The following is a 13632-nucleotide window of genomic DNA, read 5'->3' as shown; positions in this document are numbered from 1 at the left end:
ACGTCCCGGCTTCGACAACCGCAAATGCCATCCTCGTCGAACCGCGCGGGTTTCGGCAGGAAGGTTGGGAAAGGCAGTTTCGGGAGCGTATCGCGGGTCGCCGACACCGGCCGAGGGCGGTTCGCCGTTCGGATAGGGGGTGGTGGAGCAAGGAGGATAAATCTGCGAACACATATGTTATTGAAATCTCTATTTAATTGCCGCTGGATTTTTTCATTCCTCTACGGGCGCGGCTACACATTCAGTCGAGGCAGCGCGGACGTCGAGCTCAGGGTAGAATCGCGGTGATACGATTTTCGATACGCATCGTCGGCACTCCGAGCGCTGCGACCCCGATCTCTGTCTAGATCGGCGCGTGGTTGGGCATGTCTTTACGATAGAGTTTGGAAATCGTCTCATTCACGAGCTGAGGAAAGCCTCCGTTATGATAGGAATTGACGCGCCCGACGTGCTCCCAACCAATACCTGCGGCAGCCAGCGTCCGTTCGACTTTTTGAAATCACTACGCTATCTAGTCTTCGATCGATTCGGGAGTTTAACAGTCGTAATCCCAACCACCCTGCCCGGAGGTCCATGACCGACGCGCGGCTTCCCGGCGTCCTAACATCTAAAGATTTCCTCGTCGCAGAGGCGATCCAAGCGCGGGCGTGGATCGCGCCAAAGCTAAGCTAGGGGATAACACGCGTTTTCGCCTTGGGCTTAGGGGGCGCAGCCGCTGCGGTTTCGTGATCGATCGCTTCTTTATTTAGGCGCTGTTCCTTCAGCTTCGCGGTATTGTCGTCGCGCTCCTGCGCCGCGGTATTCGGCTTCAGACACATTGCGGTTTCGGGACAGCGACCGCGTCTGCGTCCTGAGGAAGGCTTTATCGGCGCTTCTACGAGGTCCGCAAGCCGAAATACAGCGATCACCCTCGCATCTGATGTTTAGCGTCCCTCAGGCGACGTACGACCCCGTGCTGCAAGCCCCGTGGGACGACGCCGTGCGCGAGGCGCTGGACGCGATCCCCGAGAGGATGGCGCCGGAGCTCCAGTCCGCGCTGGCCTACATGGCCGCGACGGGGAGGCGCTGACCATGCACGAGGTCAACGCGCACGACAGTTCACATGTGAACGATCCAATTAAAGGCGATCGGAAGCCCCTCTGGAATTCGGATGGGGTAATTGCTCATGGCGATCTCAACGTGGCTGTTATCGCGTCTATGGCAATCGAGGATCGTTCGCATGTGAACGAACCCGAATGCCAACCTATGAGTGCCATGATCGCACAGTGCGTATCGGTGATCGACCCCACCCCTTTGAGGGCATCAAAGGTCGGTCGAGGTGCAATAGAAGCCCTATGGGGACCCCACGGCCCCCCTATGACGTGCGAGGAGGCATTTGCACCCGGTTCGTCGCTACTTACAAGAAGTTTTCCGGACCCCCACATTTGAAATCCAGACAAGCCATTGTTTCAACGGCGTATTCCCGCTGAACGGATGCGACTTTCGGAGCCCTCAGCCATGAATTAACCCCGCATCTCGATACCCGAATACCACGGTATGATTACGTTAAGGGCCTCGTCGTGGACGTGTCGACGCTCGCGAAGCTCACCGGTTTCGACCGTGGGACCATCGCGGATTGGATCGCGAAGATCGACATGCCGACGCTCGCCGGCGGGTCGGCGGGTCGGCGGGTCGGCGGGCGAGTCGTATGTCATCTCATTGCGCGCCTTCCTCTTAACAGCGGTATGAAGCAGATAGCCACTTACCCCTCGGCTGCTGCCCTGACGCCGAATGTGTTCACGCGACCGTCAGGGTAGCAAGAAATACCGGCAGCTCTACTCAATCCTCAGTTTGCGAACTGTTGAATCGGTATGGATGTGGTATGGGACGACAATCCTCCCTGTAGCGGCGATCCATCCAGAAAGCGTAGAATGTCGCGCGCCGCCGCGAGTGCAATATCTCGCCTCACCAAGTCAACAGCCGAGCCAAGATGCGGCGTCAAGATTGTATGCGGATGCTCAAGTAGCCGTTGCTCAATTCGATTCGGGCGATCCGCTCGCGCCCAATCTTCCAGTTCAAATACGTCCGCTGCATATCCGCCGAGGTGGCCGGCTTCGAGAGCGTCGGCGACTGCAGTTTCATCGACGAGTGAGCCTCGGGCTGGGTTGATAAGCAGTGCGCCCGGTTTCATCCGCGCAATTGCTTCCCCGTTGATTATGTGGAAGGAATTTTCGACGAGTGGCAGAGCAAGAACCACATAGTCACTCTCGGAGAGCAGTTGTAGAAGATTCCGCCGCAAAAGTCCGGCCGTATCTTCTTTTGCAGGTGAAAGCGGTCGCACATCGCTGTACAAGAGGCGGCAGCGGAAGGCACGGAGTCGGTGGGCGATGGCTTGCCCGACGGCTCCGATGCCGATGATTCCGACTGAAGCTCCGTCAAGGCCAGAGCCGTAAAGGATCGGGCGCCATCCCGCGAAGGTGCCCTCACGGATTTTTCGATCGCCTTGAAGCAAATTGCGGCCGAGTGAGATCATAAGTCCAATCGTCAGTTCGGCAGTCGGTGCGGTCAACAAGTCAGGGACGATGCTCACCGCGACACCGCTGCGGCGACATGCGACAAGATCGAAGTTGTCGGCTCCCTTAAGAGCGCATGCGATGACGCGCAACTCGGGGCATTGCGCGAGAAACGCTTCGTCGACATGGTCAGTCATAAACGCGACCATTGCATCCGCCTCCCTGGCACGCGAAACAAGCTCGTGTCGCGTCCAAGGTTCGCGTGCGCTGTTAAATTCGACTGGGCCTCGTGTTCGCAGCAGGTCCAGCACTTCCGGATGTACCCAATTGGTAACTACTGTTTTACGTGCCATATATTTTTCTTCCAATGTCTTGGTGGTCGGCCACATGTGTAGCAGTCGTAAGGCTTCGATCGATTCGTTTGGATGAAGGACCGACGAAAGCCGTTCGATCGCGGCGTGTCGGAGTCCGATTTGGTATTGGTCGACTCACCTAGACTAGTCGGCGCTTCCCATGCAGAATGTGGCAAAGAGGCGCGACAGCGATGACTGCGGACTGTCTTTCGAAATGCCTATGAACAGGCTTTTGAAGACGTTTGCTTCCTCGAAGTCGATAGCCACAAGGGTTCCGAGCTTCACTTCGTCGGCGATCGCACATGCGAGCACAATGGAAACGCCCAGATTGGCCTTGACTGCTTCCTTGACGGCTGCAGTGCTGCCTAGCTGACGCCGAACCTTGAGCTTGTCGAGGTCGTTGCCGAAGAGCGTACGCAGAATTCGTCCGGTACCGGAGCCTGGCTCGCCGCCAATTATGGGAAACTTCAGTAGTTCTTCCTTGCGGATCAGTGGGCGCTGCGCGAGTGGATGCTCTGGAGGTGCTATGATGACGAGTTTCTCACGGCGCCAGCTATGCCATTCCACAGATGGTTGATCTTCTGACCATTCGGTCATGATCATATCGGCTTCACCGGACAGGAGTGCATCCACAGCTTGCCGATTGCTGGCGATCATCAAGTCGACAGAGCCGTCGCGACCACGTTGTTTCTCAAAGCCGGCAATGGCGCGCGGAGCCAGGAAGACGCCGACATTGCCGCTTGCCCAGACCACAATTTGACGCTCTTCGATTACCTCCCGCACGCGCTCGGAAGTGGCAACCAGGGAGCGAGCCTGAGGTAGAAATAGTGCTCCGTGCCGGGTTGGAAATGCACGAGCCCTGTTCCTTACGATAAGGGGAACGCCAAAAAACTCCTCAAGCTTGCGCAACTGCTGCGAAACAGCGGGCTGCGAACAGGATAAGCGCATCGCGGCTGATTGGATGCCGCCTTCGTCAACGATGGCGAGAAAGGTCTGGACCTGAGCCAGATTAAACATGCTGCAGCACCCATCATGTGTTGGTTTGTTATCTTTTCGGCGCGTTTGCCGGCGTTTCGGGCGACGCAAACAGACTGAGACAGGTCGCCGTGCGCCAACCATTAGGATAATTGGTACATGGAATGAAACGCAAGTAGCAATTGTAGATCCAATGGCTTTAACGCCTCTGAATAAGCGCATATCTCCAAATATCTTTTGTATTTCAGATACTTATGGATTTAGCTAATAATTCTTCATCATCACAAAATATGATCGTCATCATGATGTCATTTAAGAATGTGATTTAGATAGCGGTGCAGGTTCGATCTCAAAAGGCATGTGCCCGGATGAGGCGGAAAGAGCCTACCGCTTCGACACAACTTATTTCAGGAGGACTATATGGTTACTCGTCGCCGTTTCGCGGCTCTCGCCGCCACTTCAGTTGCTGCTGCTACTCTCGGTCTTTCTTCGGGTAGAGCGTTTGGTCAGGAGAAGCGCAATGGCAAGCTTCACTTGCGGTTTGCAATTGCTCCGTTGCGTCCAACGCCGGCGATCACCATCAAGGAATTCGAGCCGATGTTCCGCTATATTGCGGAGCAGCTTGATGCCACCTACGAGCTGGTGAGTCCCGAAAGCTGGGCTGCCATCTCCGTCGCAATGATGAATGGCCATGTGGATGTTGGCTGGCTTGGACCATGGGGCTACGTCTTGGCCCATCACCGCGGCGGTACGGAAGTGATCGCCACTGCCAAGTATCGGGGCAAGCCGTTCTACCGCGCCATCATCGAAGGCCGTCCAGGCCTGCCGATCAAAGATTTCCCGAATGACGCGAAGGGCATGAAGCTGTCGCTGAGCGATCAGGGTAATACGTCCGGCTGGCTTATCCCCTACGCGCACATGGTGAAGAGCGGGATCGATCCGAAGGAATTCTTCCAGCTTCGCGAAGGCGCAACGTTCGGCAACAATGTGTCCATGATCCAGCAGGGGCTGATCGACCTCGGCTCGAACATGGATCGCGGTCGCAATGGTATGATCGAAGCCGGCGAGATGGATCCGAGCAAGGTTTCCGTCTACTGGACATCCAGCGACTTGCCGAACGACGCCATCTGCGTCCAAAAGGGCTTTGACCCAGTGTTGAAACAGAAAATCAGCGACATTCTCGTGGGCCTTTCGGAAGAGAAGGCGCAGTCGCTCATGGGCAGCGGATATAACGGCTTCGTCCGCGCAACGAACAAGGACTACGCGATCATCGAGGAGGCTGGTCGCCTGACCGGTAAGCTTCGTACCTGATTGAAGCAGGATGGGCGGACCATACGGGTCCGCCGATCTCCTCCACGCGCGCACGCGGCGACGGCGCGTAGCCCTATCTACAATCGTTAAGCCGACGAACAAGCGCACATGCTCGTGAGTGCTTGGTGCTATCTGGCTTATGGAGATGTCGATGATCATCGAAAGCTTCACGAACAAACGCTATACTGAGCCGGGCAACATCATACTCTCCTGGCGCAATGGCTGCCGTGCACTTATTTTTGTAATCGTGTCGTTGTTTTTTGCGGTATGTTTTTCCGTCGTCAATATTGATTTCTACAAGCTTTCGACCGGACTACCCAAGTTGGCTTCATGGTTCGTGCAGATGTTTCCGCCGGATCTGCGGGACATCAATCACGTGTTGCGTGATGCGTTCCAAACGCTCGCGATGGCGACTGTTGGCACCTTCGCTGCTCTCTTGATTTGCATCCCGCTCACACCGCTTGCTGCACGCAATACGACGCCAAACATGGTCGTCTATCGGTTTGTGCGAGCTGTGCTTGGGTGTTTGCGTGGAACTGAGATCCTTGTTTTTGCTTTGATCTTTGTTGCCGCCGTTGGCTTCGGTCCGTTCACGGGCGTACTTGCCATCACGTTTAATATGATCGGCGCACTCGGCAAACTGCTCACTGAAGCCATCGAGCCGGCCGATCCCGGTCCGATTGAAGCGATCCAGCTGACTGGAGCAGGTCCTGTGAAGACGTTCCGCTACGCGCTGTTACCTGACGTCTGGCCGAACATGATCTCGGCTACACTCTACATTTGGGAATTCAATGTCCGCGCCTCGACTGTTCTAGGTATCGTTGGCGCAGGCGGCATCGGCCAGACCCTGAAAGACTCGATCGATCTGCTCGACTTCCCAAAAATGCTGACCGTCCTCGGCGTGATCCTAGCGATGGTGATCGTGATCGACACCCTGAGCTCCTGGCTTCGCCGCCTGGTTCTCAGCCCTCACCCCGGGAGTAATTCCCGGTTGCGCGCTCCTGAGCGCATCGCCAACACATGATGATTATCCAAGGACTACGATCATGAAGGCTGTCGCGCCCGTAACTCTCGCTGACTGTCGAGAGGTCGATACGAAAGGTTCGGAATTTATTATCTTGAAGGACCTCTGCAAGTCCTTCAATGGACGCACGGTGCTTGATAATATACGCTGCTCGATCCCGAAGGGGCAGTTCGTTGTGCTGCTTGGCCCAAGTGGCGGCGGAAAGTCGACACTGTTCCGCTGCCTTACCCGGTTGATCGAGCCGGATAGCGGGTCAATCACGGTAGACGGGACCGACGTAACTTCGCTTAGTCCGCGTAATCTGAATCTGTTTCGTCGCAAAATCGGCTTCGTATTCCAGCAGTTCAATCTCGTAAAGCGGTTTAATGCGATCGATAACGTTCTTGCGGCTCGGCTTAGCTATAATTCGCTCGCAAGAGTTATTCTACGATGCTTCAAGCAGAAGGACCGGCAACTCGCGCTCGCCTGCCTCGATAGCGTGGGGCTGCTTGAGCAGGCGTATCAGCGCGCTGAGGAACTTTCCGGCGGGCAGCAGCAGCGTGTAGCCATTGCACGCGCATTCGCTCAGCAAGGCGATCTAATACTCGCTGACGAACCTATCTCCAGCCTTGATCCGCAATCGTCCGAGAATGTACTTCAGATCCTGCAGCGTGCTGCAAGGGATCGTGGCTTATCAGTGCTGTGCAGTCTACATCAAGTGGATCTTGCTGTGCGATATGCTGATAGCATTGTTGCGCTGAAAGACGGACGTGTGTTGTTCAATGGTCGATCCCAGGACTTTACGCTCGAAATACGTGAGGAACTCTATCGTGCATCGCAAGCTTGAACGTCGTAAAGATTTTTCAGGGCGGCCAGCTGGTGGAGATGTGGCGGAAATCGGCTTGATCGATAGTGCGCTCGTTAGATTGGGCGTTTCACGCGATTGCCTGCTAGAAGTCATGCTCGATATTCGCGACAAAAGAGGAAGTGTGACTGAAGCCGGGCTTCTGCATCTGGCCGGCCGACTTCGGCTAAACGTTGCTGAGGTCTATGAAGTTGCGACATCCTATCCTGCTGTAAATTACGGCAGCACCGAGTCATATCGGACTGAGGCAGATAGCTGCGGTGATTTGGTTTGCGCGTTGCTCAGGGATGTTACGAACAGTCAAAGTTACGCTAGACCCGGCGTCTGCCGCGGGCGGTGTGACCGAGCGAGTCGCGGAGATTCGGGACGAGTGTTTGACGAGTTTCGCGCTGCGGGTGGTTATTCGATTGTCGAGCAGCTGCGTCAGGAACCGTTGCTGAAAGATCGAATTCTTCAAGATATAGGCCGCGGCCATGCTGTTGGACGAGCGGGTAATTTTTTTCCCGTCGGGCGTAAATGGCAAAGTACTATCGCGGCAAGCGGCAAACCGGTTGTTATTGTCAATGCTAATGAGGGCGAGCTCGCGACTTTCAAGGATCGCTACATTCTTGAGAGCGATCCGCATGGCGTGCTGGAGGCGGCGTTAGTCGCTGCACTAGTTATCGGGGCCAACCAGATCTTCGTCTATTTAAGAGATGATTATGTGCATCTGCACACAGTTTTGCGCCGGGCTATTGACGACGTAGTCGCCTCAGGGCTCGCAGATGGACGTCAGATCGATCTGCGGCGCAGCGGCGGTGCCTATATATGCGGTGAGGAAACAGCGTTGATTGCCAGCCTTGAGGGACGCCCACCGCGGCCACGAGAGCGACCGCCCTATCCGACAGAGCACGGATATCATAACCGGCCGACACTAGTTCACAACGTCGAGACATTCTATCGGCTTCGCGGAATATGGGGTGCTGCTTTTGAACCGACAGTACCTGTTACGGGACTGCTGGCTCCAGATGCGGCGCTTTTTAGCGTGTCAGGTCGGGTCAGACAGCCTGGACCGAAGCTCGTCCATGGATTGCCGACGCTCGCCGCACTGATCGATGAGGCAGGCGGCATTTGCGATGGTGACGAACTCGGCGGCATCGTCATTGGCGGCGCTGCCGGGACGATTGTATCTGCCGAACTTTGCCATGCTTCGTTGCAGGATCTCCTTGCGTCAGGTCTGCGTCTGGGCACCGGCAGCGCCATTGTCTTCAATCGGAATGATGACACCGGTTGGATCGCAGCGCGGATGGCGGGCTTCCTGGCACGTGAAAGTTGTGGGCAATGCAGCCCGTGCCGGGTCGGGACGACCAAAATGGCGCGGGCCCTTTCGGATGGTTCACTTGATAACGCGGCGCTTGACGATCTCTCCGTTGCGATGAGTGAGGCATCTATCTGCGGCCTCGGCCGCAGCGCAGGAAAATTCCTTGCACGGGTGATCCATACGGCGCCGGAGAGGCAGCGATGAGTGTGTTCGAAATTGAAGTTGACGGCAGGACGATTACAGCCAAGTTCGGCCAGAGCGTTCTCGAAGCTGCGCTTGCGGCGGGGGTGGATATGCCGCATCTATGCGCCTGCACACGCGAAGGCTACCAGCCGATTGGCACATGTCGGACCTGCCTCGTCGAACTGGACGGGGATGATGAACTGGTGCCGGCGTGTCGACAGAGCGCTGCGCCGGGACTGAAGGTCAATTCGGATAGTGTCCGCGCGCGACGCACCAGACGGGCTGTCGTCGAGTTGCTGGCGTCGGAAATGAGCAAGGAGGCGACGCAGCGGCATCCGGACGGTTTGTTCCATCGCCTCGTGCAACGCGTCGAGGCAGATGCATCGCGGTTTGGCCACCGTCCGGCAAGTGCGGATGTCGATCGCAAGCATCCAGCGATCACGGTCGATTCGGACGCGTGCATCCGTTGCGGCAAGTGCCGCGCGGCCTGTCAGGATGTGCAAGTCAATGGCGTGATCGCGCTCGCCGGTCGCGGAGACGGCATTCACGTTGCGTTCGATACTGGCCTGCCGATGGGAGACAGCAGTTGCGTATCATGCGGAGAATGCGCGCAGGTGTGTCCGACCGGCGCCCTTTCATATTCCGTGCTTTCTACAATTAATGCTCCGCCGCCGATCGAACATGTGGGGGAGACGGTATGCCCTTTCTGCAGTGTCGGATGTCGTGTCGATCTTCATGTTGCAGAAGATCGAATTGTCTATGCCGAGGGTGCGGATGGCCCGGCAAATCATGGTCGGCTTTGCGTGAAGGGCCGATTTGGCTTCAGTTACCTACGTCATCCTGACCGGCTAACGACCCCTCTCATCAGGCGCGATGACGCCCCTAAGGTGGCGTCTCACAATCTGAGGGGCAGGGAGGTGCTCGATCTGTTCCGGCCGGCTTCGTGGGACGAGGCGCTTGACCATGCTGCGCGAGGATTCAGATCATTGCGCGAAAGTCGCGGCGGTGACGTCCTCGCGGTCCTGGGATCGGCGAAGGGAACGAACGAAGCCGCTTATGTCCTGCAGAAGCTGGCGCGTACCGGCTTCGGGACCAACCACGTCGATCATTGCACCCGGCTATGCGCTTCGGTGCCGCCGCTTGCGGAGGCAACTGGCTTCTCGGCCGTCACAATTCCAATCGAACAGATAGCACAGGCTAATGTCGCGCTGATTGTGGGGTCTAACCCGGAGACCAATCACCCCGTCGCAGCTTCGTATATGAAAAATGCGATCCGGCGCGGCACAAAGCTGATCTTGATCGATCCATACTGTCAATCGATGGTGCGCCTTGCGACCCTGCACCTCCAACTGCGGCCGGGGACCGACGTGGCCCTGCTCTCGGCCATGACGCGGCTGGTCATTACTGAAGGTCTGTATGATAGGCAGTTTGTGAATGAGCGCCTGGAGGGCTTTGACGAACTGGTTCAGCGCGTCGTGCCTTACACGCCGGACGTGGCCGAGCGCATCTGCGGTGTCCCCGCAGCGATGATCGCTGAGGCGGCGCGGATGTTCGCGAATGCTCCAGCCGCGATGACGTTCTGGGGCATGGGCGCATCGCAACACGTGCATGGTGCCGATAATATCCGCGCGACCATCGCGTTTGCAATGGTGTGCGGGCAGGTTGGGCGGCCAGGCGCGGGGCTCCATCCGCTGCGTGGGCAGAATAATGTGCAGGGATCCTGTGACGCCGGGCTGATGCCGAATTATTTCCCGGGTTATCGATCGCTTAAGGATACGACCCAGCGAAACGACTTCAGTAATCGGTGGTCAGCCGAGCTTCCCGAAGAGAAGGGGCTCACGGTTGTCGAAATCGTTGACGCGATCCGCTGCGACAGGATCAAGGGGCTGTATGTCGTCGGCGGCAATCCTGCGATGGCCAACCCCGATCTCGCTGCTACGAGAGAGGCGCTTGCCCGGCTTGATCATCTCGTGGTTCAAGATATTTTTACAACCGAAACGACAGCCTTCGCGGATGTTATTCTTCCGGCAGCAGCTCTCGCGGAAAGCGCGGGAACGGTCACCAATACGGATCGCATCATTCAGGTAATTGAACCTGCGCTTCCGCCGCCGGGCGACGCACGCGAGGACTGGGCTATTGTGTGTGGCATGGCGTCCCAGCTAGGGCTACCCTGGGCTAGGATGTCCCTGGAAGCCACCTTTAACGAGATGGCTGCGATGGTGCCGATGCTCAATGGTTTCAACTGGCGATGGCTCAAAAACGAGCGCTGCGCACGCTATCCAATCAAAGCAAAGGATCCGGGCCAGGGAATCCAGCCGGCTTCCGCTCTTACGACGTCGCATGACAGTCTCTTTGCCACAGACTTTCCTCGCGGAAATCGGGCGCAACTGGCAGCACTGGACGGCAACCGAACGAGCGAATTGCCAGATGGTCGATTTCCGCTCACGCTCGTGACTGGTCGACTTCGAGAGCACTGGCATACGGGGTCGATGACACGGCGTGCAGCGATACTTGACGCTTTAAGTCCCGAAGCCCTGGTGCACATAAACCCGAAGGACTTTGAGCGCTTTGATCTTGCCTCGGATCGCTTCATCCGCGTCGAGACACGCCGCGGCTCTGTTTCGGTTCGTCCGTTGTCCGACAGGCGGATTCAGGAGGGCGTAATCTGGCTACCAATGTCGTTCTTCGAAGCAGCCGCTAACGAACTGACAATCAGCAAGCTGGACGACTATACCCGCGTCCCGGCGTATAAATTCTGCGCGGCCAGGGTGGTGGATAGCAGATGACTAATACCAACGGCCGCTGAGGCTGACTCACTAGGGTCAGGACCCATTGATATGGGAGGCGCGATCTGATTCAGGTTCCGTGAGGAGACTGAGGATGAGCGACCTTTACTGGCTGACGGATGAGCAGATGGAGCGTCTGCGGCCGTATTTCCCCAAGAGCCACGGCAAGCCGCGCGTTGATGATCGGCGGGTGTTGAGCGGTATCGTTTTCGTCAATCGCAATGGGTTGCGCTGGCGGGACGCGCCCAGGGAGTATGGTCCAGCCAAAACGCTCTACAACCGGTGGAAGCGGTGGGGCGAGATGGTAACCATGCGGCGTAGGCCGCAGTGCGTCTACGTCGGGTCGTTGGATCGCGAGAGCAGGTCGGGATTGGCCTTGTAGATTTCGACGAGGCCCTTGAGCGTTTCGATGCCGAAGTCAGTGAACGCCATGACGCTGTCGTCACCTGGTCCGTAGACCCAGATTACGCCGCCCTCCGGGTCCATTTCATTGGCGACGTCCCACAGCCAGTCCTCGTCCTCGCCGAGCATTTCGGCGACCCGGGTGATGATATGGACATGGTGGACCTTGTTGACCTGCAAGGTCAGGCTGCCGCGGCCGACAACGCGGATGGCTGGCGCATCCAGTTCCACGGCAACAACTCGTCGATCCGATGAGCCGGGTGCGTCGCGATCCTGGCGAGCACATCGGCGAGCCAGGCCTGGGGATCGACATCGTTCATCTTGGCGGTGACGATGAGGCTATACATGGCGGCAGCGCGTTGACCGCCCCGGTCCGACCCGCAGAACAGCCATGATTTTCGTCCCAAAGCGATGCCGCGCAGCGCGCGTTCGGCGGCATTGTTCGACAAGCACACCCGCCCGTCGTCCAAGAACAGCGTGAAGGCCGCCCAACGCTTGAGGATATAGTCGATGGCCCTGGCGAGATCATGGCCGCGGGAGAGCTTGGCTCGCTGCTCGCGCATGTAGACCGCAAGCGCATCGACCAGCGGCTTGCTCAGCTCCTGGCGTACCGTCTGGCGCTCCTGCGCAGTCCTGCCGTTGATCGGCCGCTCGATCTCGAACAGGGCATCGATGCGGCGCACGACCTCGATCGCGATGGGAGAGAGCGCGATCGTCTTCTTGCCCGATGCCTGCCGCCGGGCATTCTCCGCGAGATCGGCCATGGCGAAGAACGGGCGCCTGGCGTGATGGCATGGATGCCCCCGCTCGCCCGACGTCGCGCTTCATGCGACGCTGGTAAAGGGGGCTCCGAGCAGAGGAGAGCGCCATGCCGAACAAAATCGCCCGCATTGGGCTCGATATCGCCAAGTCCGTGTTCCAGGTCCATGCCGCCGATCAAGAAGGACGGGTTGTGTTACGCCGTCGGCTCAAACGTGACGAGGTCGAGCCCTTTTTCCGCAGCTTGCCGCCCTGTCAGGTTGGCCTCGAGGCCTGTCCAGGCGCACATCACTGGGGTCGCCTCCTCGCCGCGATGGGCCATGATGCGAGGCTGCTGCCGGCGCAATATGTGCGACCGTTCGTCAAAACCAACAAGAACGACGCCGCCGATGCCGAGGCAATCTGTGAGGCGATGACACGACCGACCATGCGCTTCGTGCCGATCAAGAGCGTGGCGCAGCAGGAGGTCCTCATGCTCCACCGGGTTCGCGATCAGCTCATGCGGCAGCGCACCCAGCTCATCAATGCCATCCGCGGTCATCTTGCTGAGCTCGGACTGGTTGGACCGGAGCGCGCCCACAATATCGGCGTGCTGACGGTGATCATCGAAGACGAAGCCGACGAGCGCGTGCCGTCGCTGGCGCGCCGGGCGCTGCGTCACCTCGTGGCCGAGTTGCGATCGGTCGGCGAGAAGCTGGCACGTATTGATGAGGATCTCGGACATGTTGCGCGCAACGTCGAGGCCTGCCGCCGGCTCACCGCCATTCCGGGGGTGGGCGTCATCACCGCCACGGCGGTCGTCGCCTCGATCGGCGATCCGGCGCAGTTCAAGTCGGGGCGCCATTTCTCTGCCTGGCTCGGACTCGTGCCCAGGCAAAACTCGAACCGGTGGTGTCGATAAGCTCGGCGGCATCAGTAAACGGGGCGACGGCTACCTGCGGCGCCTGCTGATCCACGGCAGCCGATCCGTCATGCGCTGGCGAGGCAAACGCTGGCAGTGGCTGGCGAAGCTGAGGGCGCGACGGCCCGCGAACGTGGCGGCGGTGGCAATCGCCAACAAGACCGCGCGCACGATCTGGGCCATGCTGCGCTACGACGAGGCGTACGGCGCGCCGCAACCGCGACGGGCCTGACCGCGGTCCGGCGATCTTCGCCGGGCGGCGGCCTGCGGACGCGAGGGTAGACTCGCGCATGATGGCAAGA

The 13632-nt window shown here is 58.3% G+C and carries 8 protein-coding genes and 3 pseudogenes; 7 read left to right on the top strand and 4 right to left on the bottom strand.

The genetic code is table 11. The annotated features are described in order from the left end of the window. Positions 1 to 1825 precede the first annotated feature (1825 nt). Together SJY11_RS12790 and SJY11_RS12785 are read right to left on the bottom strand one after the other, a co-directional pair. A complete protein-coding gene (locus tag SJY11_RS12790; protein WP_465247437.1) occupies positions 1826 to 2881 on the bottom strand; it encodes a phosphonate dehydrogenase in 1056 nt (351 codons plus the stop codon). 108 nt (positions 2882 to 2989) lie between these two features. Beyond that, positions 2990 to 3862, bottom strand: coding sequence for a LysR family transcriptional regulator (locus SJY11_RS12785; RefSeq protein WP_376986993.1), 873 nt, complete (start codon positions 3860 to 3862; stop codon positions 2990 to 2992). A gap of 378 nt (positions 3863 to 4240) precedes the next feature. Here SJY11_RS12785 and SJY11_RS12780 point away from each other — a divergent pair, with 378 nt between their 5' ends. From SJY11_RS12780 to SJY11_RS12755, 6 genes and pseudogenes are all read left to right on the top strand, one after another. Beyond that, positions 4241 to 5131, top strand: a complete 891-nt coding sequence (locus SJY11_RS12780) for a phosphate/phosphite/phosphonate ABC transporter substrate-binding protein (protein WP_376986992.1) — start codon at positions 4241 to 4243, stop codon at positions 5129 to 5131. A gap of 151 nt (positions 5132 to 5282) precedes the next feature. Beyond that, complete coding sequence (gene phnE / locus SJY11_RS12775) at positions 5283 to 6155, top strand: phosphonate ABC transporter, permease protein PhnE (RefSeq protein WP_376986991.1); 873 nt, start codon at positions 5283 to 5285, stop codon at positions 6153 to 6155. Positions 6156 to 6177: 22 nt separating this feature from the next. Further along, positions 6178 to 6981, top strand: coding sequence for a phosphonate ABC transporter ATP-binding protein (gene phnC, locus SJY11_RS12770; RefSeq protein ID WP_376986990.1), 804 nt, complete (start codon positions 6178 to 6180; stop codon positions 6979 to 6981). Further along, on the top strand, positions 6965 to 8503 hold the full coding sequence (locus SJY11_RS12765; RefSeq protein WP_376986989.1) for an NADH-ubiquinone oxidoreductase-F iron-sulfur binding region domain-containing protein: 1539 nt from the start codon (positions 6965 to 6967) through the stop codon (positions 8501 to 8503). The genes phnC and SJY11_RS12765 overlap by 17 nt, the downstream gene beginning before the upstream one ends. After that, positions 8500 to 11268 (top strand): molybdopterin-dependent oxidoreductase, encoded by a 2769-nt coding sequence (locus SJY11_RS12760; RefSeq protein WP_376986988.1) that lies wholly within the window; start codon positions 8500 to 8502, stop codon positions 11266 to 11268. The genes SJY11_RS12765 and SJY11_RS12760 overlap by 4 nt, the downstream gene beginning before the upstream one ends. A gap of 94 nt (positions 11269 to 11362) precedes the next feature. Beyond that, a pseudogene (locus SJY11_RS12755) lies at positions 11363 to 11569 on the top strand (transposase); the annotation flags it as partial. A 32-nt stretch (positions 11570 to 11601) separates the two neighbouring features. On the opposite strand, the gene SJY11_RS12750 reads toward SJY11_RS12755, so the two are convergent. Both SJY11_RS12750 and tnpC read right to left on the bottom strand, forming a co-directional pair. Beyond that, on the bottom strand, positions 11602 to 11901 hold the full coding sequence (locus tag SJY11_RS12750) for a hypothetical protein (RefSeq protein WP_376986987.1): 300 nt from the start codon (positions 11899 to 11901) through the stop codon (positions 11602 to 11604). Beyond that, positions 11853 to 12458, bottom strand: a pseudogene (tnpC, locus tag SJY11_RS12745) (IS66 family transposase); the annotation flags it as partial. The pseudogene tnpC and the gene SJY11_RS12750, both read right to left, overlap by 49 nt. 80 nt (positions 12459 to 12538) lie before the next feature. Here tnpC and SJY11_RS12740 point away from each other — a divergent pair. Continuing rightward, positions 12539 to 13562 (top strand): annotated as a pseudogene (locus SJY11_RS12740) (IS110 family RNA-guided transposase). The last annotated feature ends 70 nt before the right edge of the window (positions 13563 to 13632 follow it).

The organism is Allobosea sp. R86505, assembly GCF_042466375.1.
Classification (GTDB): Bacteria; Pseudomonadota; Alphaproteobacteria; order Rhizobiales; family Beijerinckiaceae; genus Allobosea.
The sequence above is the reverse complement of the archived record's forward strand: the minus strand, read 5'-3'. Positions and strand labels throughout refer to the sequence as shown.